The 22,156-nt window shown below is 59.3% G+C and carries 23 protein-coding genes and 1 riboswitch; of the genes, 6 read left to right on the top strand and 17 right to left on the bottom strand.

The features are described 5' to 3' along the window. Positions 1 to 2: 2 nt before the first annotated feature. Genes K3728_08450 through K3728_08440 form a run of 3 tightly spaced genes read right to left on the bottom strand, consistent with a single transcriptional unit; the run spans position 3 to position 3,271 of the window. Positions 3 to 965, bottom strand: a complete 963-nt coding sequence (locus K3728_08450; protein ID UWQ97226.1) for a transketolase family protein — start codon at positions 963 to 965, stop codon at positions 3 to 5. Further along, on the bottom strand, positions 962 to 1,783 hold the full coding sequence (locus tag K3728_08445; GenBank protein ID UWQ97495.1) for a transketolase: 822 nt from the start codon (positions 1,781 to 1,783) through the stop codon (positions 962 to 964). The genes K3728_08450 and K3728_08445 overlap by 4 nt, the downstream gene beginning before the upstream one ends. A gap of 21 nt (positions 1,784 to 1,804) precedes the next feature. Continuing rightward, the gene (locus K3728_08440) at positions 1,805 to 3,271 is read right to left on the bottom strand and encodes a fucose isomerase (GenBank protein ID UWQ97225.1); all 1,467 of its coding nucleotides are present in this window, start codon (positions 3,269 to 3,271) and stop codon (positions 1,805 to 1,807) included. Between the two features lie 267 nt (positions 3,272 to 3,538). Here K3728_08440 and K3728_08435 point away from each other — a divergent pair, with 267 nt between their 5' ends. The 5 genes from K3728_08435 to K3728_08415 all read left to right on the top strand — a co-directional run bounded on the left by K3728_08435 (position 3,539) and on the right by K3728_08415 (position 8,668). Continuing rightward, a complete protein-coding gene (locus K3728_08435) occupies positions 3,539 to 4,492 on the top strand; it encodes a D-ribose ABC transporter substrate-binding protein (protein UWQ97224.1) in 954 nt (317 codons plus the stop codon). A gap of 75 nt (positions 4,493 to 4,567) precedes the next feature. Then, positions 4,568 to 5,200, top strand: coding sequence for a DUF2291 domain-containing protein (locus tag K3728_08430; protein ID UWQ97223.1), 633 nt, complete (start codon positions 4,568 to 4,570; stop codon positions 5,198 to 5,200). Continuing rightward, positions 5,197 to 6,744 carry a sugar ABC transporter ATP-binding protein gene (locus K3728_08425; GenBank protein ID UWQ97222.1) on the top strand — a complete coding sequence of 516 codons (1,548 nt, stop codon included), beginning with the start codon at positions 5,197 to 5,199 and terminating at the stop codon, positions 6,742 to 6,744. Before K3728_08430 ends, K3728_08425 begins: the two co-directional genes overlap by 4 nt. Beyond that, positions 6,741 to 7,796: an ABC transporter permease gene (locus K3728_08420; protein UWQ97221.1), complete on the top strand. Its 1,056-nt coding sequence runs from the start codon at positions 6,741 to 6,743 to the stop codon at positions 7,794 to 7,796. Before K3728_08425 ends, K3728_08420 begins: the two co-directional genes overlap by 4 nt. 110 nt (positions 7,797 to 7,906) lie before the next feature. Continuing rightward, positions 7,907 to 8,668 (top strand): DeoR/GlpR family DNA-binding transcription regulator, encoded by a 762-nt coding sequence (locus tag K3728_08415; protein UWQ97494.1) that lies wholly within the window; start codon positions 7,907 to 7,909, stop codon positions 8,666 to 8,668. 56 nt (positions 8,669 to 8,724) lie between these two features. Here the strand turns inward: K3728_08415 and K3728_08410 are convergent, their stop codons facing one another. The 14 genes from K3728_08410 to K3728_08345 form a co-directional block, all read right to left on the bottom strand. After that, entirely contained in the window at positions 8,725 to 9,162 is a 438-nt protein-coding gene (locus K3728_08410) for a 6,7-dimethyl-8-ribityllumazine synthase (protein UWQ97220.1), read from the bottom strand. Between the two features lie 74 nt (positions 9,163 to 9,236). After that, positions 9,237 to 9,385: riboswitch (FMN riboswitch) on the bottom strand. Positions 9,386 to 9,494: 109 nt separating this feature from the next. Continuing rightward, positions 9,495 to 10,295 carry a crotonase/enoyl-CoA hydratase family protein gene (locus tag K3728_08405; GenBank protein ID UWQ97219.1) on the bottom strand — a complete coding sequence of 267 codons (801 nt, stop codon included), beginning with the start codon at positions 10,293 to 10,295 and terminating at the stop codon, positions 9,495 to 9,497. Further along, a complete protein-coding gene (locus tag K3728_08400) occupies positions 10,292 to 11,548 on the bottom strand; it encodes a CoA transferase (GenBank protein UWQ97218.1) in 1,257 nt (418 codons plus the stop codon). Before K3728_08400 ends, K3728_08405 begins: the two co-directional genes overlap by 4 nt. Position 11,549: 1 nt before the next feature. Next, entirely contained in the window at positions 11,550 to 11,879 is a 330-nt protein-coding gene (locus K3728_08395; GenBank protein UWQ97217.1) for an NIPSNAP family protein, read from the bottom strand. Between the two features lie 21 nt (positions 11,880 to 11,900). Continuing rightward, the gene (locus tag K3728_08390; GenBank protein UWQ97216.1) at positions 11,901 to 13,337 is read right to left on the bottom strand and encodes an aldehyde dehydrogenase family protein; all 1,437 of its coding nucleotides are present in this window, start codon (positions 13,335 to 13,337) and stop codon (positions 11,901 to 11,903) included. A gap of 31 nt (positions 13,338 to 13,368) precedes the next feature. Further along, complete coding sequence (locus tag K3728_08385; GenBank protein ID UWQ97215.1) at positions 13,369 to 13,740, bottom strand: YciI family protein; 372 nt, start codon at positions 13,738 to 13,740, stop codon at positions 13,369 to 13,371. A 74-nt stretch (positions 13,741 to 13,814) separates the two neighbouring features. Next, positions 13,815 to 14,762, bottom strand: coding sequence for a tripartite tricarboxylate transporter substrate binding protein (locus tag K3728_08380; GenBank protein ID UWQ97214.1), 948 nt, complete (start codon positions 14,760 to 14,762; stop codon positions 13,815 to 13,817). A gap of 76 nt (positions 14,763 to 14,838) precedes the next feature. Continuing rightward, entirely contained in the window at positions 14,839 to 16,347 is a 1,509-nt protein-coding gene (locus tag K3728_08375) for a tripartite tricarboxylate transporter permease (GenBank protein UWQ97213.1), read from the bottom strand. Continuing rightward, the gene (locus K3728_08370; protein UWQ97212.1) at positions 16,344 to 16,814 is read right to left on the bottom strand and encodes a tripartite tricarboxylate transporter TctB family protein; all 471 of its coding nucleotides are present in this window, start codon (positions 16,812 to 16,814) and stop codon (positions 16,344 to 16,346) included. Before K3728_08370 ends, K3728_08375 begins: the two co-directional genes overlap by 4 nt. Before the next feature lie 37 nt (positions 16,815 to 16,851). After that, the gene (locus K3728_08365; protein UWQ97211.1) at positions 16,852 to 17,910 is read right to left on the bottom strand and encodes an Ldh family oxidoreductase; all 1,059 of its coding nucleotides are present in this window, start codon (positions 17,908 to 17,910) and stop codon (positions 16,852 to 16,854) included. Beyond that, positions 17,907 to 18,794 carry an alpha/beta fold hydrolase gene (locus K3728_08360; GenBank protein ID UWQ97210.1) on the bottom strand — a complete coding sequence of 296 codons (888 nt, stop codon included), beginning with the start codon at positions 18,792 to 18,794 and terminating at the stop codon, positions 17,907 to 17,909. Before K3728_08360 ends, K3728_08365 begins: the two co-directional genes overlap by 4 nt. Positions 18,795 to 18,833: 39 nt before the next feature. Beyond that, positions 18,834 to 19,391 carry an NAD(P)H-dependent oxidoreductase gene (locus tag K3728_08355; GenBank protein UWQ97209.1) on the bottom strand — a complete coding sequence of 186 codons (558 nt, stop codon included), beginning with the start codon at positions 19,389 to 19,391 and terminating at the stop codon, positions 18,834 to 18,836. A gap of 10 nt (positions 19,392 to 19,401) precedes the next feature. Continuing rightward, positions 19,402 to 20,307, bottom strand: a complete 906-nt coding sequence (locus K3728_08350) for a VOC family protein (protein ID UWQ97208.1) — start codon at positions 20,305 to 20,307, stop codon at positions 19,402 to 19,404. A gap of 105 nt (positions 20,308 to 20,412) precedes the next feature. Then, positions 20,413 to 21,258: a fumarylacetoacetate hydrolase family protein gene (locus K3728_08345; protein UWQ97207.1), complete on the bottom strand. Its 846-nt coding sequence runs from the start codon at positions 21,256 to 21,258 to the stop codon at positions 20,413 to 20,415. Positions 21,259 to 21,434: 176 nt separating this feature from the next. On the opposite strand from K3728_08345, the gene K3728_08340 reads away from it, so the two are divergent. Continuing rightward, positions 21,435 to 22,136, top strand: coding sequence for an FCD domain-containing protein (locus tag K3728_08340; protein UWQ97206.1), 702 nt, complete (start codon positions 21,435 to 21,437; stop codon positions 22,134 to 22,136). Positions 22,137 to 22,156: the final 20 nt, after the last annotated feature.

The following is a 22,156-nucleotide window of genomic DNA, read 5'->3' as shown; positions in this document are numbered from 1 at the left end:
TGTCAGCCCATCTTGCGCGTGATTGCGCGGCGCGTTGCCTCTGCAATACCAGTGGCGGTCAGGCCCGCCGCTTCAAACAGCGTATCGACATCGCCGGTGGATTGGAAACCGGCAAACCCGATCCGCTCCAACGGCACCGGATGATTGGCCGAGGTCATCTCGGCCACAGCCCCCCCAAGCCCGCCTGACACCAACGCCTCTTCCGCCGTGACCACGGCCCCGGTCTTTGCCGCCCCAAGGACTGCATCGGCGTCCAGTGGGTTGATCGTATGGACCGAGAGAACCCGCACGCTCAGGCCTTCCAACGCCAGCGCCTCTGCCGCCGCAAGAGCCAGATGCACAATTGTGCCGGTGGCTAGGATCGCGGCGTCATCGCCTTGGCGCATGACCCGTGCCTTGCCCGGCACAAACGCGCGGGTGCCGTCGACATCGGGGCCAAGGTCGGGCACTTTCATACGCGACAAGCGCAGATAGACCGGACCATCATGGGACGCGGCCCATTTAACGGCTTGCTCTGTCTCCCACGGATCGGCGGGGACAATGGTGGTGATCTGCGGCAAGGCCCGTAGCCAGGCAAAGTCCTCGATCGAATGGTGCGTGGCCCCCAACTCCCCATACGCCACGCCCGAGGATTGGCCGACCAGTTTCACGTTGTAATTGGAATAGGCAACATCCGCTTTCACCTGCTCTAACGCGCGCCCCGTCAGGAAACACGAAGCGGCCGAGACAAACGGAATGTGCCCGCCATTGGCCAAACCCGCGCCAACGCCCACCATGACCTGTTCAGCAATGCCGACGTTCACCAGACGATCCGGGTACGCGGCTTGAAAGCCGCCAAGGTTAGACGAGCCCACGGAATCGTTCACCACGGCCACGATGCGTTCATCGTCTTGGGCCAGAGCCTCTAGGGTTGTGGCCCATGCCTTCCGGCAATCAAACCGCTCCGCTGTTTGTGCCACCATCATGCCAGTTCCTTCTTCGCAATCTCGTATTCTTCTGCATTGGGCACGCCGTGGTGCCATTTTGCCTTGTCCTCCATGAAGGACACACCTTTGCCCTTCACGGTATGGGCAATGACACAGCGCGGCTTATCGCTTTTGGCGGTCAGCACTTGGTGCAGGGCGGCGGGGTCGTGGCCATCTACCTCGATCACATCCCAGCCGAACGCCCGGTACTTGTCGTCCAACGGGTCCAGCGCCGTTGTCTCGCTGGTGCGTGCACCCTGTTGCAAACGGTTGCGATCGACGATCAGGGTCAGGTTGGACAGCCCCCGATGGGCGGCCACCATAGCCGCTTCCCAGTTCGAGCCTTCTTGCTGTTCCCCGTCCCCCGTCAACACATAGGTCCGATACGTGGCTCCGCGCATGGCACCGGAAATCGCAATGCCTGTGGCAATCGGAAAACCATGTCCAAGGGGCCCCGTGTTGGCCTCGACCCCCGGCAGATAATTGCGGTTGGGGTGACCGTTCAGACGGCTGCCCGGCTCCATATAAGTATCCAGCAAGGCTTCCTCAAAATAACCCGCCGCACATAGGGCGGTGTAAAGCACCCCCGTGGCGTGGCCTTTGGACATGACGAACCTATCGCGATCCGCCCAATCGGGACGATCCACATCGTAACGCAACACGCCAAAGAAAAGCGTCGCCACGATATCAGTGGCCGAGAAATCCCCCCCGATATGGCCAAGGTTCTTTTCCACCACCATGCGTAACGCCCTGCGGCGCATCCAGGCGGCCTTTTCCTTGATGATATCAACGGTTTCAGGGCTATCAGTCGCGGGCATAGTCATCGCCATGGGGACACCTCAAGGAGCAGGGGGAAGCGTGGGAAACGGCGCAGGTTCTGCCCCGTGATGATATGTGGGCCAGCGCAGATAGCGGGTAACCGCCTCGTGCAAGGCATCGCCATGGTGGCCGCGCACCATGGAAACATGATGCTCAAACCCGTTTTGCGTCACGAACGCCATCAGACGGCGCAGATCATCGACGGCCGCAACCGCTATGCCGCCATCCATACCGAAGGGATCATCGGTGAACGCCCCCTGCCCCACGTAGGTTTTCAACGTGCCCGAGCGGTCATCCGAGGACAGGCGGAAATAGGTCATATCCCCTGCCTTCACCTTCCCCTTCACCGCGCCAAAGCACTTGGACCGGCCAATCGCTTCGCCCAGAACATCCAACTCGCCAATCTCGGGCGTGGCCCCGGTGAAAGATTTGGGAAAATTGCCGCAATGGGTACAGACCACCTTGTTCGGCTCGGACCCATAATTGTTGTTCCAGTCAAGGATCGCCGCCGGCGCGCCCGAGGCAAGGGTCAGCGCATACATCGACAGCGCGCCCATCACGTCCACTTCGCAGGCAGAGGGCATCAATTCCTCCCCCATCATCGACATGGTCACACAGGTGGCGCAGCCAAAATTATCCTGCAACGACCGCCAACATTGAATGGCCGAGGCGTCACATTCGTTCTCTGCGATCCAGCGGTTGACGGCCAAGGTCCACTTGGCCTGCGTGGCAATCTGCTGCTCCGTAATATGGGCCGGGATGGTGCCATAGGCGCGGATACGGTCCATCTTTTCAACCAACTCCGGCGCGTTGTCCGCGATCTTGCCCGCCGCTTGCATCATCTCGGAAAGATCAACGGTAACCACCGTCACCCCCGAGGCTTGCAGCAGCTTTTCAGAATACCGCATGGTCTGGAACGGCCCGGTGCGCGCGCCAATCGCGCCAATCCTCGCGCCGCGCAGCCCGCGCACAGTGCGGCAGGTGCGGGCGAATCTATCTAGGTCTTCGCGGAACGCAGGGCTGTCCAAATCCATCGTGTGTTCTGACGTTTCGGTGAACGGAACCCCATATTGCCAGAAGTTGTTGGAAACCGAGATCTTGCCGCAATAGGCATCGCGGCGCGAATGCACGTCCACCTTGTCGATCTCGTCGTTGCAGGCCTGCAAAAGGATCGGCACGTTTAACCCCGCCCGAGAGATCAGCTCGGCCACCGCGATCTCATCGCCGAAGTTTGGCAACGAAATCACCAAGCCATCAATCCTGTCGCGGTTCTCGATGAAGTGCTCGGCGTAACGCTTTGCGTCCTCTACCGATTGCACGGCGCCGTTGGGCGTTGCCTCTGCTGGCAATGTTACAGCGTCAATGCCGAGGGCTTCGAATTGCGCCAACAGGTCATTCCGCGCGGCCTCACAGGGGGCCGGGCTGAAGAATGCGCGACTTGCAATCACCACACCCAAGGATACGGGCCGATCAAAAATACGAGACATTTTACCTCCGAAAGCGTGGGTGCTTGATTATCGTTTATTTTCGTTTTCTTGCACATCACCCATTGCAGGTCAATGCGCTTGCACCTGCGCTGACGCTCAAAATTGTTTGTGCGCACGCCAGAAGCAGAGCCACACCAACACCTTGCCAAAGCCACACGCCAAAAAGCGAAAACAAACAAAAGAATATTTCTTGACAAAAGGGGCGCATATCGCATCTGAATGCTTTTACTTAGCGCAGAGCTGCGCTCAAATGGGAGGAACCAACCTATGACAATGAAGCGTCGTACGTTTCTGACAACGACCGCCGTGGGCGCAGTTTTTGCTGCATCTGGTCTGCCACTGCGCGCAGACGGCCATTCCGGCGGTACAATCGCAATCATCACGCCAAGCCATGACAACCCGTTCTTTCGGGCCGAGGCCGTAGGCGCAGAAGCCATGGCCGCAGAGCTTGGCTATGAGACGATCACCCTCGTCCACGACGACGACCCCAACCGCCAATCAGAACAGTTTGATACGGTCATCGCCCAAGGCGTTGTCGCAATCATCCTTGATAATGCGGGGGCAGATGCCTCGGTCACGGCGATCCAGCGCGCCAAGGACGCAGGTATCCCCTCGTTCCTGATCGACCGCGAAATCACCGCAACCGGCGTGGCCGTGTCGCAGATCGTGTCGAACAACTACCAAGGCGCACAACTTGGGGCGGAAGAATTCGTCATCCAGATGGGCGAAAGCGGCCGCTATGCGGAACTTCTGGGCCGCGAATCCGACACCAACGCGGGCATCCGCAGCCAAGGCTATCATGACGTGATTGACCAGTATCCAGACTTGGAAATGGTCGCTCAGCAAACCGCCAACTGGTCCCAGACCGAAGGCTTCACCGTGATGGAATCCATCCTTCAGGCCAACCCTGACATCACCGGCGTAATTTGCGGCAACGACACGATGGCCATGGGCGCCTATGCGGCCCTAGAAGCAGCGGGCCGTGGCGATGTGATTGTATGTGGTTTTGACGGCTCCAATGACGTGCGCGACTCTATCTTGGCGGGCGGCATCAAGGCCACGGTCTTGCAACCTGCCTATGAGCAGGCTCAGCTGGCCGTTCAGCAGGCCCACACCTACCTGACAACTGGCTCCACCGGGCTGGATGAACGTCAGCTGATGGATTGCGTGCTGATCAACGCCGACAATGCGGCGCGGCTTGAGACGTTCCAACTGACCTAATGTGGTATCGTTTTTGGTAAACACGTCGCGGCGGGCCTTGGCCTGCCGCGGCATCTCCTGCCTTTGGGGTCATCTATGAAATACGTCCTAGTTCTGCTGTGCGCCTTGTCGCTTGTGGGTTGCAAGATCATCTACGAGTCCGACGAAAGCGAAGCAGCGATCCCTGCCGGACAAGAGGGCGACGACGCCCGCAACGCAGCCCGGCTGGATGCGACGTTCGAAACGGAACTTTTGCCGCTCGTGTCGGATCGCGCGCTAAGCATCGCGGACCTGCGCGCCGAAATTGATATAGGGATTGATATAGCCGGCGAGGCCCACGGTAACCGGGGTGCGGGACAGGGAGTGGCGTGGAATTTTGCAGTTTCCGACACCGGTGAGATCATTGATGCAAATCTGGAGTCCAGCGCCCGAACCGCAGATGTCGATGTGGATGGCAACGGAACGCCTGACGTGCGCCTGCAACTTGGCCCGGTCATCCGCGGCACAACGCTTCGCGATGTGGCCCCCTTCTACAACTTTGACGACTTCCGCGACCAAATTGAATTTGCGCGCCTCGCCCGCGCCATCAACGACCGGATGAATGCGCGTCTTAGCATTCCCGAAAGCGATCTTATCGGGCGCAGTGTGTCATTTACCGGGGCCGCGCCAATGCGCTCAGCCGACGATGCGCTGGTCATCACCCTGACCGAATTCGCGGTGCTGCCATGAGCGATACGCCCCAATCCCCCGAAGCCCATCCCATCGGCCTGTCGATCCGAGGGGCCGTGAAGGTCTACCCCGGCACACGGGCGCTGAAGGGCGTGGATTTCGATATCCGCATGGGGGCCGTCAACGTCTTGGTGGGCGAAAACGGGGCCGGGAAATCTACTCTCATGAAGGTAATTTCCGGGGTCGAAGACCTGACCGAGGGTCACATGAATGTCGGCGGGCAACCTGTTGAATTCAAGTCCAAAGACGACGCCGTGAAAGCGGGTGTTGGCATTGTGTTTCAGGAACTGAACCTGTTTCCGGAAATGAGCGTGGCCGAGAATGTCTTCATGGGTCGCGAACCCACGCGCGGGGGGATTGATATTGATGCCCCCCTTGTCGCGGAAAAGACCAAGGCCCTGCTGGCCCGGTTGGAGCAAAAGATCGCCCCCGACACCACCCTTGGCCATTTGCGCATCGGTCAACAACAGGTGGTCGAGATCGCCAAAGCCCTTGCCCAAGACACGAATATTTTGATCCTCGATGAACCGACCTCGGCCCTGTCGGCGCAAGAAGTCGAGGTGCTTTTCCGCATCATCGACGACCTCAAGGCGCAGGGGGTGGGCATCGTCTACATCTCTCACCGGCTCGAAGAACTGATCCGTATAGGTGACTATATCACCGTCCTGCGGGACGGAGAGATGACCGGAAGCAGATCGATGGAGGGCGTCGATATCCCGTGGATCGTACAGGCGATGATCGGCGAGAAATCCAAGGATTTCGCCTCGGAAATTACCCATGAATTTGGCAACACGATGTTCGAGACCAAGGCCGTGTCCCTCCCCCGATCGGGAGGCGGCTGGACCGTCAACAACGTCTCGATGTCTGTACGCGCCGGAGAGGTCTTGGGCGTCTACGGCCTGATGGGCGCAGGACGCTCGGAGTTTCTGGAATGCGTGATGGGCCAGCACCCTAACGCAAGCGGCGAAATCTTGGTGGACGGGGTCTCATTGAAGGGGGTGTCCATTGGCAAACGCATCGCGCGCGGCATCACGATTGTCCCCGAAGATCGCAAGCGGGACGGTTTGGTGCAGATCATGTCGATCCGCGAGAACTTGACGCTTTCCTCCCTGCCCCAATTGGCCCGCTGGTTCGACCTCTCCCCCAAGGTCGAGATGTCGAAAGCAGTGGAATTCATCAAAAGGTTGACCATCAAGGTCGCCTCGCCGGAGAACCCGGTTTCGTCGCTGTCCGGCGGCAACCAGCAAAAGGTCGTTATCGGTAAGGCTTTGATGACAAATCCTAAAGTCCTGCTGATGGATGAGCCTTCGCGCGGGATTGATATCGGGGCCAAGGCCGAGATTTACCGCATGATCCGCAAACTTGCCGCCGAAGGTTTGGCCATTGTTTTCGTGACCTCAGATATCGAAGAGCTGCTGTCGCTATCGGACCGGATCATCGTCATGGCGGATGGCCGGATGACGGGGGAATTCCCCGCCGATACCCCGGCCGACACCATCGTCACCGCCGCGAACCCCGCAAAACAAAAGGACACCGCCGCATGAGCGACACCTCTGCCACCGCTGGCACCGCCGCGCCCTCTCGCAACTGGTTGCTGATGCTGCTGGAACTGCGCACCTATGTGGCCCTAATCACCGTCTTTGGGGTCTTTGCGATCATCGTGCCGAATTTTCTGACGGTCGATAATGCGGTCCTGATTTCCAAGCATGTGGCGATCAATGCCTTTCTCGCGATTGGCATGACCTATGTGATTATCACCGGCGGGATCGACCTTTCCGTGGGCTCTGTCGTGGGGCTGACAGGAATGGTTGCAGGTTATCTGGTGCTTTACGGCATTGATCTGGGGCTTGGCTGGTCGATCCAGTTCAACACCACTGAGATTGTCCTGATCACCTGCGCCGTCGGGGTCTTTGTGGGCTGGATCAATGGCGTTCTTGTCACAAAACTGCACGTGGCCCCCTTTATCGCCACTCTTGGCACGCTCTATGTGGCCCGAGGTGCAGCGCTTTTAATGTCTGAGGGGCGCACCTACCCCAACCTTAACGGCTCGGCTGAATATGGCTCAGCCAGCTTCCCGATGATCGGGGCGGGCACCTTCCTTGGGCTGCCCATGATGGTGTGGATATTGGCCGTTGTGACGATCATCGCGATCTATATTTCCCGGCGCACGCCATTGGGGCGGGCGATCTATGCCACCGGCGGAAACGAGCGGGGCGCGGCCCTGTCGGGGGTTAACGTCAATCGCACCAAGATGTTCGTCTATATGTTTACCGGCCTTATGGCGGCGATTGTGGGCATTATCATTGCCTCGCAATTGCGCGCCGCCCACCCCGCAACCGGAGAGTTCTTTGAGTTGAACGCCATTGCCGCCGCCGTCCTTGGGGGCACCTCTATGGCCGGGGGCCGTGGTCGGATATGGGGCACGATCATTGGCGCTTTCGTCATCGGCATTTTGACCGATGGGCTCATTATGATGGGCGTCTCCAGCTTCTGGCAGATGGTTATCAAAGGCCTTGTCATTATCGCGGCCGTGGTCATCGACCAATTCCAGCGCAAGCTCAGCGCCCGCATCGCCCTGACACAGGAAGCAGGTTAGTTTCGTTGTGTCTTTGGGCATCTCTGTCTAAAGACCCCTTCTAAAGGCACTTCATCCAAGGCGTGATCTTGAACAAACACGACGAAGAAACCACTCGCGCTGCCCCTGGCATGCTTTCGACGGTACGCCGGCAAAGCATTCTGGCGTGGATCGAAGAAGAAGGCTCTGTCCGGGTGCGGGAGTTGGCAGCGGCGTTTGAAGTGACCGAGGCCACGATCCGCACAGACCTGGAACGACTAGAGAAGACCGGCCGCATCAAGCGAGAGCACGGCGGCGCGTTCCTTGTCTCTATGCCGCAAGATGTCATTGCCCTGTCCCTGCACCACCGGGTGGAGATGGACCGAAAACGTGCCATCGGCGTTGCAGCGGCCAGTCTTGTGCAAGATGGCGAAACCCTGATCCTTGATGCTGGCACGACGACCACCGAAGTCGCCAATATGCTGCAATCCAAAAACGGGCTGACGGTCATTACCAACGCCCTGAATATCGCAATCACGTTGGGATCGGTGCCGGGGTTCGAGGTGCATATGCCCGGCGGTCAGTTCAAGCCGCCCACTCTGTCGCTGACCGGGGATGCCTCGGCTGAATATTTCCGTTCAATCTTTGCCAGCCGCCTGTTTCTGGCGACGGCGGGGGTCGATGTGACTTCGGGCCTGACCTACCCGTCATTTGCCGATTTACAGTTAAAACAGGCGATGATCCGCGCCGCCAAACAAGTGTGCCTCGTGGCAGATTCCACCAAGATTAACCGATCTTCCTTCACCCGCTTGGGCGACCTGGATCTGGTGCATACTTTCATCACCGATGACGGCATCTCCGACGCCGATGCCAAGCAATTTGAAGCGCGCGGCGTCAAAATTCTTATCGCCTGAATATTCCTAGGAATCGCGCAACGCGACGGGGCATCTCTGCCCCATCGCTTTTACGTTTAAGCGGCGACCAAGGACGCGCGAGATTGCGTCAGGCTAAGGGCAGCGGCGGCCGCCTCTTGGCCCTTTTGCACGAAATGCTCGCGGAAAATGCCGATATGATGCTCTGTCTCTTGGAAATGATGCGGCGTGAGCGACACCGACAGGATCGGCACGCCTGTTTCCAAGCCCGCTTGCATCAGACCGGTCACAACAGCTTGGGCCACGAAATCGTGGCGGTAGATGCCGCCATCGACCACAAATGCCGCCGCGGCCACAGCCGCGTATTTGCCGGTCTTCGCCAAGTCACGCGCCAGAAGCGGCAACTCGAACGCGCCCGGGACATCGAAGACATCCACGGCACTGCTGGGAATTTTCTGGAGAAATCCGACAAGCGCCTGATCGACGATATCGGCATGCCAGTTCGCTTTAACGAAAGCGTATCGGGTGTGTGTCATGGTCAAATCCTTCTATTCTGACACGTCACCCAAGGCGATCACACGCAATCCGCACGGGCCAAGACCGCGCGTTTGCATATTCTCTTTCATCCGGACTATGACCGTCGGCTCAGGAGTTGCACCTGATCTGCTGACCCTTGTCCTTCCGGCCAAGGCGCTCGCGGGCTTACAGAATGATCTGCTTACCGCCGGTGGGGAATTTCGCCCCGCCCTGAGAACAACTTCATATTAGGGGCGAGGCGGCGCGGTTCGCAAGTCTGCCGCGGGGGAAAAACTGCACATTATGGGTGCAAAAATGCGCGGGCATAGTCGCGCGGGTACAGTCCCCGGGCCTATTTTCCCGTGAAGGTGCCCTCGCGCCGCTCCAACAGAGCGGCCACAGCCTCTGCGTGATCCTCGGTCTGATGAACCGCGCCTTGGTAGGCCGCCGATAATTCCAGCACCTGATCGAGCGAGGCGATTGTCCCTTCGCGCATCAAACGCTTGGTCAGACGAAGCTGGCGCGGCGGGTTGCGCGCGACGCGGCGGGCCAATGACATCGCGGTGTCCATAAGATCTTCTGGCGCGGTTACCCGAGAGACCAACCCCCATGCCAGCGCTGTTTGCGCGTCAATCGGGTCGGCGGTGAAGGCCATTTCAGCTGCCCTCGCCAAGCCAACCTGACGCGGCAAAATCCACGCGCCGCCATCGCCAGAGATGATCCCGACGTTCACGAAATTCTCGGCAAATACCGCTGTTTCCGAGGCAAGGCGCATGTCGCAAAACAACGTCAGATCGCAGCCCGCTCCATAGGCCGGGCCGTTCACGGCCGCGATCATCGGCACTTCGACGTTCCAGACCGCCTTGGCAACCTTCTGGATACCCGCTCGATACGCGTTGCGAACCGCGATGGCGTCGCCCCCGAAGATGCCTTCCTTGTCGCGCATATGTTTCAGGTTACCGCCCGAGGAAAAGGCCTTGCCCGCCCCTGTCAGGATCGCGCAGCGGATCGACTGATTGGCGTTCAGCCATGCCATCGCCGCGCAGATCTCGGCCACCATATCGGCATCCGTGATCGGGTTGCGCAGCTCGGGCATGTTGAGGGTCAGGGTCGCGACCCCGTCCTCTTCGGTAATGAGTAATTTGTCTGTCATGGGGTATCTCCGGGGTCGTTGGCAATGACGCCGTCGGCAAGTAGGGCGTCCAGATCAAAGCTGGCAGGGTCCAGTAGCGCAGCCAAAACGGCCCGTGTATCCACCCCAAGTTCAGGCGCGGCCTTAGGGGGGATCGGCGGGGTCACCGACAGCTTCAGAGGAGAGGCTACCCCATGCAAGCGCCCCCCTTCCGGGGTAACGGGACGGGTGTGCATACCTCGCGCCTGAATGTGGGGGTCTGCGAAGACACGTTCGATATCGTTGATCGGCCCCACGGGCACGCTGGCCTTGTTCAGTGCCTCAATCCAGTCATCCATCGTGCGGCCCGACATCAGCCCTTGCAGGATCGGGATCAGCGCATCGCGGTGGCGGACACGCTCTGGGTTCGTGGCGAACCGAGGGTCAGCGGCAAGGCCGGGGGTGCCTGCGACCTCGCAAAACCGCGCAAATTGGCCGTCATTGCCAACCGCAAGGATCACATGTCCATCGCTTGTGGCAAAGGCCTGATAAGGCACGATACTGGGGTGAGCGTTGCCAAGACGTCCCGGCGATTTTCCCGTCGCAAGATAGCTCAGCGCCTGATTGGCAAGGGTCGATACCTGAACATCCAGAAGCGCCATATCAATGTGTTGCCCTTGCCCCGTCGCGTCTCGGTGGCGCAGAGCCGACAGGATTCCGATCACAGAATAGAGCCCAGTCAACACATCGGTCAGCGCCACGCCCACCTTCATCGGCTCGGCCCCCGGGGTGCCATCGGGCTGGCCCGTGACGCTCATCAACCCGCCCATCGCTTGGATCAGAAAGTCGTACCCCGCCCGGTCAGCGTAGGGGCCCGTTTGCCCAAACCCGGTGATGGAGCAATAGACGAGATCAGGTTTCAGGGCCGAAAGACTGGCATAATCCAGCCCGTATTTGGCCAAGCCGCCCACTTTGAAGTTCTCGATCACCACATCCGACTGTTGCGCCAACGCGGCCACGACCCGCGCTCCTTCGGGCTTTGCGATATCTACGGCCACGGATTTCTTGCCCCGGTTTGCCGCGTGAAAATACGCCGCGCCCCGGTCCTGCCCGCTATCGCTTCGCAGGTTGGGCGGGCCCCATTGCCGCGTGTCATCGCCTGCGCCGGGGCGTTCAACCTTGATGACCTCTGCCCCCAAATCCGCAAGAATCTGCGTTGCCCAAGGCCCCGCGAGAATACGGGTCAGGTCAAGAATGCGCACGCCCGCCAAGGCGCCTGCTGCTGCCTCGGACATCTTATTTCAACGTCGAGAAGGCGGTGGGGGTCAGGAAACTGCTGGCGATATTGGCCACCACCTCCCCGTGAACGCGCTGATGCTCGGTCCGTGCCGCAACCCACTCGGGATCGCTGGCAAAAGCGTTCCAAAGCCGTTCGCGTTCCGCAAGGCTTTCCCACGCAAGGAAGTATGTCAGATCGTGGTTCGACGGCCCAACAAGCGTGGTAAAAAAACCCGAGGGGCGCAGGCCGATCCTGTCCCAAATCCCCAAAGTGGTGTCCTCGAACCGTTGCAAGAGGGCAGGCATACCGCCGGGAACGCAGGAATAGACGCGCATCTCGTAGATCATCGGATTTCCTTTCAAACCGCCTTAGGCGGCGGTGTAGGCCGTTTTGACGGTGGTGAAGAACTCGGCCGCATAACGCCCCTGTTCACGCGGACCATAGCTGGAGGCTTTGCGCCCACCAAACGGAACGTGGAAATCGACGCCTGCCGTGGGCAAGTTGACCATGACCATGCCCGCTTCGGCATTGCGCTTGAAATGGGTGGCATGTTTGAGGCTAGTGGTTGCGATCCCTGCCGACAGACCAAATTCGGTGTCATTGGCCACATCCAACGCAGTCTCATAGTCCTTGACCGGGATCACCACGGCCACAGGGCCAAAGATTTCCTCTTGCGCGATGCGCATGTCGTTGGAGCCATCGGCAAAGAGCGCGGGCATCTGGAAGAAGCCCTTGGTCTCGCGGTCCAGCCGCATGCCGCCGCCTACCAGACGCGCGCCTTCGGACTTGCCGATCTCGATATATTTCTCGTTCTGGGCCAATTGGCTTTCATCCACCACGGGGCCAATTTGCGTATCTTTCTCCAAAGCATGGCCGACACGCAGCGCCTGCATCTGTTCGGCCAAGGTGGCAACAAACTCATCATGCACAGCTTCTTCCACAATGATCCGAGACGATGCCGTGCACCGCTGCCCGGTCGAGAAGAACGCCCCGTTGATGACGCAATCCGCTGCGACGGACAGATCAGCATCGGCCAAGACAACAAAGGGGTTCTTGCCCCCCATTTCCATCTGCGCCTTGCGCATCAGTTGCGCCGATTGCACCGCCAGAGCTGCCCCGGTGGGTTGCGACCCCGTAAACGTCAGCGCCGCCACGTCGGGGCTTTCCACGATCGCCTGCCCCACGACCGAACCGCGCCCCATGACAAGGTTCAAGACCCCTTCAGGCAGGCCCGCCCGGTGCAGGATATCAACCAGCGCCCAGGCACAGCCAGGCACCAGATCGGCAGGCTTGAATACGACCGTGTTGCCGTAGCAAAGCGCGGGCGCCAGCTTCCATGCGGGGATCGCGATGGGGAAGTTCCAAGGCGTGATGATGCCCACAACGCCCACCGCCTCTCGGGTAATCTCAACACCCGCACCGGGCCGGACCGAGGGCAAGACCTCCCCGCCCAAGCGTAGGCATTCGCCGGCAAAGAAATCAAATATCTGCGCGGCGCGGGCCGTCTCTCCGATGCCTTCAGCCAGTGTCTTGCCTTCTTCGCGAGACAGCAAGGTGCCCAATTCTTCCTTGCGGGCAAGGATTTCGTCCGAGGCGCGGCGCAAGATGGCGTGGCGTTCCAGCGGGGTCGTGCGCGACCATGCAGGGAACGCAGCCTTGGCGGCGGCGATGGCATCTTGGGTCTGCGCAGCAGTGGCGCGCGCATAGTGGCCGACCACATCGGACAGGTCAGAAGGGTTCACGTTCGGGGCAGCGTCGCCCGCGACCCATTGGCCGCCCACAAGATTAAGTTTCGGATCGGACATCTTCAGTCTCCAGCAGTGCATTCAGCAGGTGTTAACCCACAACAGCAGTTTGATCGGAATAGCGAACGGTAACCGTCATGGAGCCTTCATTCAGCAACCAACGGTGAAGGGTGTATTGGCGCAATCCAGCTTGGTGAAACGGATCGGCATCGGCCAGTTTTCGGGCGGCGTCCTCATCCTCGGCGCGCACGATAATCATGCCACCTGTGGGGGTCGTCCCACCCTCTTCAAAGATCGGACCAGCCCCAAACAATTGCCCTGAACGCTCCATTCCTACCTGGTACTCCAAGTGGGCGGGCAACACCTCTTGCATGCCCGGCGCGCGGGCGGGGCGCGTGGTGATCACGTACAGGGGTTGGCGCAGAAACGAGGCATAGAGTTCTTCAGGCGTTTTCGCGGCCATTGGGGCTCTCCGAGAGATATCGAGTGAAAGAAAAGGCGCTGGCCCACCAAATTCAGGCGGGCCAGCGGAAGGGGTTAACGGCGTTCGATTTCAGCCGTGTCGATCACTGTCGTCCAAACGGCAATCTGACGTTCTACCAACGCCTGAAGCTCTGCCCCGGTAGAGCCTTGGGGGTTGGCACCAAGGGCCGCAATCTGTTCTTGCACCTCATCAATGGCCAAGACGCGAGCGATCTCTTCGGACAAGGTGGCCTCAACATCTTCGGGAAGGCCAGCGGGCGCCCCAAGGGCCGTCCAAGAGATCACGTCAAAGCCTTCGGCAACGGTCTCATTCACCGTTGGCACGTCTTCATAGCCCGGCCAGCGCTCCGCAGAGGTGACGGCAAGGATATCGTAGACACCCGCATCGGCCTGCCCGCGAATAACGGTGCCCGTGTCGATGATCAGGTTCACTTCGCCCCCCATCAGGGCCGTGCTCGCCGCCGCGCCGCCTTGGTAGGGCACGTGAATGAAGTCCGCGCCTGTCTCAAGACCCAGAAGTTCACCGGTCAAATGTTGCGTAGAGCCAACGCCGGAATGGCCAATCACGATAGAACCGGGGTCAGCCATCGCCGCTTCGATCAGCGCCTCAATGGATTCATACTCGCCAGCGCGTGCCGCGATGAAGAACGGGAATTGGCCCAGCGTGGACAGGAATGTGTAGTCATCCACAGGCTCAAAAGGCAGCTCGTTATAGAGCGCGGCTGCCACAGCATGACCGCCCACCAGAAGTTGCATGGTGTAGCCATCGGGGTCTTCGCCCGAGACATAGCCCGAAGCCACCGTGCCGCCGGCACCGGGGCGCGATTCCACGACCACGGGTTCTCCCAAACCTTGGGTCATCTGTTCGGCCATGATCCGCGAAACCGTATCCGCATTGCCGCCCGGCCCAAAGCCATGAACGATCCGCAGCGAGCGGTCTGGAAAGCTGTCCTGCGCCACGGCTGGCAGTGCCAGAGCGATCGTCAGGGGTAGCGTAGTCATCAAAGTTCGAAGCATTGTCTTCCTCCCTATTTTTAAAGCCTTGGTTTAGTCGTAGCGGCCTCAGGCTTTGGTAGGCCTACCGTTTCTTGCTCGTGGGTTTCCCCACCGTTTGACGGTAATTTCGAATGGCTGAGTAGAGCGAGAACACGATCAAAGCCGTTGTGCAGGTCAGCAGCACGGCGCTGATCGGGCGTTCCAAGAAGATCATGAAATCGCCCCGGTAGATCAGCATCGTGCGGCGGAAATTATCTTCCAAAAGCGGGCCTAGCACGAAGCCAAGCAACACGGGCGCGGGCTCAAACCGGTAGCTTTTCATGAAGTAGCCGATGACCCCGAAAGCCAGCGTCAGCACCACGTCGGTTACGCTGGTGCGGTGCGAATAGACGCCGACGCAGATCATCACCACGATCACCGGATACAGCTTCTGATACGGGATGCGGAGCAACAAAACCCACAAGCGGATCAGGGGAATGTTGATCAGCAAAAGGATGATGTTGCCGACAAAGAAGCTGGCAATCACGCCCCAAAAAAGCATTGGCTGGTCCACCATCAGGCGCGGGCCGGGAATGATACCGTTCAGGATCAACGCCCCGATGATCAGCGCCATGACCGCATCCCCGGGAATGCCAAGGGTCAGGGTCGGGATAAACCCGGTCTGAGACGCCGCGTTGTTGGACGATTCCGGCGCGGCCAACCCTGGCAGGTGCCCTTTGCCAAACTTCGATGGCGTGTCAGAGACCCGCTTTTCCATCGCATAGGCCATGAAGGACGCAATCGCAGCCCCGGTGCCGGGCAACGCCCCGAAGAAGCTGCCGATGGCAGAGCCACGCAGGATCGGACCGCCAAGGGTCTTGGCCTCTTCCCGCGTTGGCAAAATATCCCGGACTTTCAGGTCAAGGCGCGGACGGGGCCGCCCTTCGTCGCTGGCGTTGCGAATGATCTCGCTGACGCCGAATAGCCCCATTGCCAGAGACACAAGGCTAATGCCATCGGCCAGTTCGGGCATCGCCACGAAGCGGTAGAAGCCAGTGGTGGCATCCGCGCCCACGATCCCGAGGGCTACCCCCAACAATACCATTGCGAAGGACCGCAATTGCGAGCCGGTACCCACCAAAGACGCCGCCAAGAGGCCCAAGACCACCAACATCGCATATTCAGGTGCCCCAAAGCGCAGCGCGATAGAGGTCATGGGAATGGCCGCAAGCACAAGGATCGACACGCCGATCATGCCACCCACGAAAGACGAGAATGCCGCCACGAACAGCGCCAGCCCCGCCCTGCCCTTTTGCGCCAATGGATAGCCGTCCAGACAGGTCACGACCGACGACGGCGTCCCCGGTAAATTCAGCAAAATAGACGCGATCGAGCCGCCATATTGCGAGCCATAGTAGATGCCCGCCAGCAAGATCATGGATGTCGTAGCGTCCAGATAGAAGGTGATGGGCAATAGCAAAGAGATCGCCGTGATCGCCCCGATACCGGGCAGAACGCCGATCAATTGGCCGATAAACACACCCATGAAGGCATAAACCAAGACCTCTGGTTGCAGAACAACCGACAGGCCAAGAAGAAACTGATCAATCATGACCACCTCCAAAATGCCGGGATTGGCAGTTCGAGAATGACCAGAAACAACAACCAGCCGATCAGCGTGGCCACGACAGAATAGATCAGCACGGTCAGAGGCTTAACCTGCTTGTCAGCAAACATAGACACAGCCACGGCAAGAAACATCGACGGTACAAGTCCCGCCACATCCACCAAGCCCGCAAAAATCAAAATGGCCGCGGCAACAAAAATCAGACCACGCCAATGGATATCATCTCCGCGCCCTAGCCGGGGGTTTTGCACATCTATCGTAATGATCGCCGCCGCAATCGCGCAGATCATCAAAGCGATGGCGCGCGGCACAAAACCCGGCCCCATTTGGGTCAACTGCCCCACCGGGTAATCCCAGCCAATGGCCAGCATACCAAGCCCGATCAATAGCAACACACCCCCGCTTAGGGCGCGGTGCCAGACCGGTGGCTGTTTTTGGTCTTCTGGTGTCATTGTAGCTCCCCTCCCGAGAGCGGCGTTGATGGCGGGCCTAGATCGGCACGGATGTATGTTGCGGCTCTGCCGCGATGGTCTGAGGCGGTGCAACGCCCAAAGCGTCACCCAGTTTGGCCAGCCGCTGCAAGGTGCCCTCGGCTATCGGTATGCCTTGGGCCATGCGCTCTTGCGACAGCCGGAAACCGCGCTCCCCGGGCATCAAGATTTCGTCGGTGTCAGACGCCTTGGGAAGCGCCTTCAACGATTGCGCCAGCTCGGCCACTTGGACAGAGAACAAGTCCGGGTCGGTGAACTTATCGACCTTAAGCGCAATCGCGGCCCCGTTCATCGCGCCCTTTTCCCCCATTAGCACAGTCGAGATGACGGGATTGGAGACCAACAAGCTGGAGAGAACCTCGATCATTAAAGACAGGCCCGAGCCTTTGGGGCCGCTCATCGGGGTCAAAGTCTCGACCTGCGCGGGGTCCGTTGCCGGGCGGCCCGCGGCGTCAATCGCCCATCCTTCGGGAATACGCGCGCCAGTATCCTTGGCTTGCATGATCTTTCCAAGAGCCACCGTCGAAGTAGACATATCCAACAAAAGCGGCAGGTTAGCCGAAGGCGCACTGATCGAAAGCGGGTTCGTGGACAGCCCCGACACCCGCGCGCCATGGTAGGCCATAAGCGGGCCGGAGGCGGTCATCACGATGCCTACACAGCCCCTCTTGGCGGCCTCTAACGCGAAATAGCCCACGGCACCGGCATGGGTGATATTGCGGGCCGAGCACCAGCCGATACCCATATCTTCAGCGATATCTACCGCCGTCGTCATCGCCGCCAACATCCCCGATGGACCGGGCGCGCGATTTACCTCCAACACGGCCATTGCCCCGACTTGGGTGGCAATCTTTGGCTCGGCTTTCGGGGCAATCATCCCCTGCTTCACCATTTCGATGTAGCGGGGAATGCGCAAAACCCCGTGGGAATTCGTACCCCTTGCGTTGGCCCAAACCAGCACATCCGCCGTGCAGGCCGCATGGGCCGACGTGTAGCCTCCGGCCTCTAGCAAGGCCGCAGCGTAGGCGTGCAAATCTTGGGGCCGAAACAAGCTCATGCGCTGTCTGCCAGTGGCGTCGGGAAGAATTTCTTCAACCAAGCAGAGATCAGCGCCTGAGTATGGGGGGCGTCTTTTTCGGACAGAGGGAAATGCGACATGCCCGTGGGGATCATCAACTCGGCATTGGCCCCGGCCTTTTGGAACAAGCTGATGGATTGCTCCATCGGGGTAATCACATCGCCCGCCGTATGGAACAGCAACAGGGGACGTGGCGCGATCGAGGCCACAACGTCTTCGGCCCGGAAGTTGTACATGCTGATCGCTGTCTCAACGGGCACCTCAAATTGCGCATGGGGCGACAGGTTCTTGCGCAGTTCCTCAGGGATCGGAACCACATCAAAACGTGACACCCACATGCTTTCGCCGGTTTCTGCGCGGTGGCGTTTGCCCTCCTCCAGAATACCAGTGAATTTCTCCCACGCCTCGGGCGTGGGGTGCTGGCCGCGGAACTTGCGTTCTCCATCGCCCCAACCACAAAGCGACAGCACGCAGGCCACCCTTTCATCCACGCCGCCGGTGAAAATCGCGACCGCCGCGCCAAAGCTATGCCCGGTCACGCCAATGCGTTCAGGATCGACCTCTTCGCGCTCGGCGATGAAGGTCAGCGCGTTGCGCGTATCGGCCACTTGGTCAAAGCACCGCACTTCGCCCCGCGCGCCCTCACTTTTGCCGCAACCACGGAAATCAATGCGGAAGACGCAGTAACCCATCGCCTCGATCATCCGGGCGACCAACTCTACATGAGATTTATCCTTTGTGCCCACAAACCCATGCAGCACGATGAACGTGGGCAGCCGCTGACCCGGTTTGCGCCCTTCCGGGACATGCAAGACACCAGACAGCTTCAGGCCGTCAGACATAAACGTAAGATCGTGTTCCATCGTATCCTTGCCTCAATCAGTCAGATCGTGACCCGCGCGTTAGCCGCGGGTCCAAGAGTTGCAGAAGGTCGAAAATGCCCCAAGGTGCGCGCGCAAGAAGTCTTCCGTTTCCGGGGATTTCAAGGCGCCCGCCGCGACATCCACCTTGGCAATCGCGCCGCCCACCTGCACTTCAGGTTTGGCCATAATCATCATGTCTTGGCTGTGCAGCACATGGCGCAGCGCTTCATGCACCCGCGCGCCGCCAAGCAGGCCCGGCGACACTGTCCAAATCGCCACAGGCTTGCCCGCCAATGGATGCACCGGCGCCTTGGAAAGCCAATCGAGCGCGTTTTTCAGGCCGCCGGGGATCGACCAGTTATATTCTGGCGTCACAATCAACAGCGCATCGATGCCTTGCGTCGCCTCGATCATCGTTTGCACCGACGCAGGCGCGCCGTCATCCAAAACGTCTTGGTTAAACAGCGGCAGCGTGCCGGGGTTGGGCAGGATTTCTGCCGTCATCCCATCGGGAAGCAGATTTGTGGCGGCCTTGGCCAAGGCCCGAGACAAGGACTTTTGCCGCAAAGAGCCTTCAAGAATTCCGAGCTTAGTCATGTGTCATGCCTCATGCAGTGGGAGCGGCCCAGGGAAAGTGATGTTCGCGCCATGGCAGCGGAGCGGGCTCGCCCCAGACATTCATGACGCGCACATTCTCCGGCCGTTTCAGGGCGGTAATTACGTTGGGCTCATACCGGTCATCATCGTTAATGATCGCCATACCGCCCGCGCATTCGACCATCGCGCCACAGGTATCGACATAATAGGCGAAGGTATTGTCGCCGGGGCGGTGGCGTCCGGGACCCCAGATGAAGTTCTTTTCGACAGTGTCGAGCAGATCGCCCAAGCGGCAATAATCCGAGAATTCAGCCACTTCCCAAGAATAATGGTGCAGGCCTGTATCCCCGCGCACGATCCCAAGGATGTGGTGCAAACGGTTCGCGCCGCGCATCCAGCTAAGACCATCATCCACCATCCTCTCGGACAGGCGCATCCCCATGATCTTTTCCATTTGGGCGCGGGTTTCAGCGGGCTCCGGCGACGTAATGTTCACGTGGTCCATACGCAGCGGCATCATGCCAGTACGCGCCTGACGGCCTCCATAGATCTCTGTTTTCACAGGGGAATGCAGCTCAAACGTGTGGCCTTGCGGGGTCACGAAGCTCATGCCTTTTTCGCATACGTCCAGAGTTGCTTCGGTCGCTGTCAGACGGCACCCGGCATCCTCTACTCGTGCGGCCGCTTCAGCAACGGCGGCCTCCGAGACTGCTTCGAATCCGAGCGAGCGGATCGAATTTTCCTGCGCCTCGTGTAGCACCAATTCTGCGGAACGCCCGTTGGACGAAAGCCAAACGCATCCCTCGGCTTCGCGGGTGACATGCAGGCCCAGAATTTCCGTGGACTCAGCAACCAACGCGTCAACATCGGTCACGTTCAACTGCACATGCCCAACCGAATTGACCAGATAGCTCATCTTCACCTCCCCTTGGTGATCTCTGTGTTAACCACTGGCTAACATACAGTTTCAACAATCACAAATATTTTCGAAACTTTTATTATCGTGGAAAAAGTGCACTGACTATGCCTCTGCTTCCACAATGTTGGACAGAAGGCCGATGCCCTCAATTTCGACCTCGACCACGTCGCCGGGGCGCAGAAACTCCGGGGGCTTTCGCGTGGTGCCAAACCCGGTGCAGGTGCCTGTGACAATGACATCACCCGGCACAAGAGGCGCAAAGGTAGAGGCGTAAGAAATCAGATACGGGATATCAAAAATCATCCGCGACGTGTCAGTGCGCTGCTTTTCTACCCCGTTGACCCGCGTGACCAAGGACAGACCGCTTTCAGGGGCTGGCACATCCCCTGCCCTGACCATCCACGGTCCAAACGCGCCCGTGCCCGTAAAGTTTTTTCCCGGCGTGAACTGATGCGAGTGCTTCTGCCAGTCCCGAACCGAGCCGTCATTGTAAACAGAATATCCCGCCACATGAGACATGGCGTCATCGGCCGCAATGTGCCGCCCGCCCTTACCGATAATTACTGCCAGCTCCCCTTCAAAATCCAAACGCTCCGATGATCGGGGCTGAATTAATGGTGCCCCATGGGCGATCTGCGAAGAGGCCAGCCGCAGGAACAGAACTGGGTATGGCGGCACTTTGGCCGGGTCCATATCGTCTTCGTAAAAGTTAACCGCCGCGCAGATGATCTTGTCGGGGTTCGGGATCACCGGGGCCAGCACCGCGTCCCCCTCCGCGACATCGGGCAAATCTGCCCCTGTCAGCACCGCAGAGGGGCAGCCATCGGCGATATAGGACTTCAGGTCTGGGTACTGCCCCCCTGATCTTGCCCCAAGATCGACGAAGCCGCCCTCCAAGGCGCAACCCCATGTTGCGCGACCGTTTAGCGTGAAGGATACCAGTTTCATTCGCATGTCTTTCTTTTTTCGAAAATTTATATATCGTCGAAAAGAATGCAAGAGAAGCGAATTCTCGAATCCAGTGGCAAGATCAACTTTACTGAGATATTCGAAAATTTACGGGGCCCGTGGTGCGGTACTGAACTCACCTGACGAAGATGGCCCGATGGACGATGGAGCAACCCGTGACACCTACCCCTTCAGACACGACCGACAAGCAGGCAAGCAGCAGCTCAGGGGGGCGTGACGTCTTGGCCAGGTTGCGAACCGACATTGTCAGCAGCGTGTTCGAACCGGAGACGCGCCTGAAGTTCGCGGACCTCACCAAGCGCTATGACGTGGGCATCGGCACGCTACGCGAGGCACTGTCTCAACTTTCGTCAGAAGGGTTCGTGACGGTTGAAGCCGGTAAAGGGTTCAAGGTCGCGCCCGTTTCTGCGGACGAACTGGCAGAGATTACCGACCATTTCATCACCCTTGAAAAACGCGCCATCCAAGAGGCGATTGCCCATGGGAATGAGGATTGGGAAGCACATATCGTCGGCGTGCATCACCGGTTGAGCTTGATCGAAGGCCTCCCGTGGGAGGCCCGGATGGCCCGTCATTCGGAATGGGTGGAAAGGCACCGCGAATATCACGAGGCGCTGGTGGCCGCTTGCCCGGGCCGGTGGCTACTGCGCCTACGCTCTATGATGTTTGACCAATTGGACCGCTATCGTTTCGTCACCAAGAAAGCGCCCGAAGGGTTGGGGAAACTGAAGTTCGAAGAACACCGCCAACTGATGGTCGCCACCTTGGATCGCGACGCGGAACGTGCCGCCAGCTTGATCGAGCATCACATCCGCGACACGTCTGATCGCGCCCTTGCTATGTTGCGGCAGAAATAGCGCGCTGGTTCCAACTACGC

The organism is Rhodobacteraceae bacterium M385, from assembly GCA_025141835.1.
Taxonomy (GTDB): Bacteria; Pseudomonadota; Alphaproteobacteria; order Rhodobacterales; family Rhodobacteraceae; genus Gymnodinialimonas.
This window is presented reverse-complemented; position numbering and strand designations above follow the sequence as displayed.

Bases quoted from the DNA above. Each gene is read 5' to 3' on its own strand.
- K3728_08440 (UWQ97225.1), bottom strand. From the start codon at position 3,271: ATGTCTCGTATTTTTGATCGGCCCGTATCCTTGGGTGTGGTGATTGCA.
- K3728_08445 (UWQ97495.1), bottom strand. From the start codon at position 1,783: ATGCCCGCGACTGATAGCCCTGAAACCGTTGATATCATCAAGGAAAAG.
- K3728_08390 (UWQ97216.1), bottom strand. From the start codon at position 13,337: ATGTCCGATCCGAAACTTAATCTTGTGGGCGGCCAATGGGTCGCGGGC.
- K3728_08435 (UWQ97224.1), top strand. From the start codon at position 3,539: ATGACAATGAAGCGTCGTACGTTTCTGACAACGACCGCCGTGGGCGCA.
- K3728_08385 (UWQ97215.1), bottom strand. From the start codon at position 13,740: ATGGCCGCGAAAACGCCTGAAGAACTCTATGCCTCGTTTCTGCGCCAA.
- K3728_08410 (UWQ97220.1), bottom strand. From the start codon at position 9,162: ATGACACACACCCGATACGCTTTCGTTAAAGCGAACTGGCATGCCGAT.
- K3728_08430 (UWQ97223.1), top strand. From the start codon at position 4,568: ATGAAATACGTCCTAGTTCTGCTGTGCGCCTTGTCGCTTGTGGGTTGC.
- K3728_08415 (UWQ97494.1), top strand. From the start codon at position 7,907: ATGCTTTCGACGGTACGCCGGCAAAGCATTCTGGCGTGGATCGAAGAA.
- K3728_08395 (UWQ97217.1), bottom strand. From the start codon at position 11,879: ATGATCTACGAGATGCGCGTCTATTCCTGCGTTCCCGGCGGTATGCCT.
- K3728_08355 (UWQ97209.1), bottom strand. From the start codon at position 19,391: ATGACTAAGCTCGGAATTCTTGAAGGCTCTTTGCGGCAAAAGTCCTTG.
- K3728_08350 (UWQ97208.1), bottom strand. From the start codon at position 20,307: ATGAGCTATCTGGTCAATTCGGTTGGGCATGTGCAGTTGAACGTGACC.
- K3728_08380 (UWQ97214.1), bottom strand. From the start codon at position 14,762: ATGACTACGCTACCCCTGACGATCGCTCTGGCACTGCCAGCCGTGGCG.
- K3728_08450 (UWQ97226.1), bottom strand. From the start codon at position 965: ATGATGGTGGCACAAACAGCGGAGCGGTTTGATTGCCGGAAGGCATGG.
- K3728_08370 (UWQ97212.1), bottom strand. From the start codon at position 16,814: ATGACACCAGAAGACCAAAAACAGCCACCGGTCTGGCACCGCGCCCTA.
- K3728_08400 (UWQ97218.1), bottom strand. From the start codon at position 11,548: ATGTCCGAGGCAGCAGCAGGCGCCTTGGCGGGCGTGCGCATTCTTGAC.
- K3728_08365 (UWQ97211.1), bottom strand. From the start codon at position 17,910: ATGAGCTTGTTTCGGCCCCAAGATTTGCACGCCTACGCTGCGGCCTTG.
- K3728_08345 (UWQ97207.1), bottom strand. From the start codon at position 21,258: ATGAAACTGGTATCCTTCACGCTAAACGGTCGCGCAACATGGGGTTGC.
- K3728_08420 (UWQ97221.1), top strand. From the start codon at position 6,741: ATGAGCGACACCTCTGCCACCGCTGGCACCGCCGCGCCCTCTCGCAAC.
- K3728_08405 (UWQ97219.1), bottom strand. From the start codon at position 10,295: ATGACAGACAAATTACTCATTACCGAAGAGGACGGGGTCGCGACCCTG.
- K3728_08360 (UWQ97210.1), bottom strand. From the start codon at position 18,794: ATGGAACACGATCTTACGTTTATGTCTGACGGCCTGAAGCTGTCTGGT.
- K3728_08425 (UWQ97222.1), top strand. From the start codon at position 5,197: ATGAGCGATACGCCCCAATCCCCCGAAGCCCATCCCATCGGCCTGTCG.
- K3728_08375 (UWQ97213.1), bottom strand. From the start codon at position 16,347: ATGATTGATCAGTTTCTTCTTGGCCTGTCGGTTGTTCTGCAACCAGAG.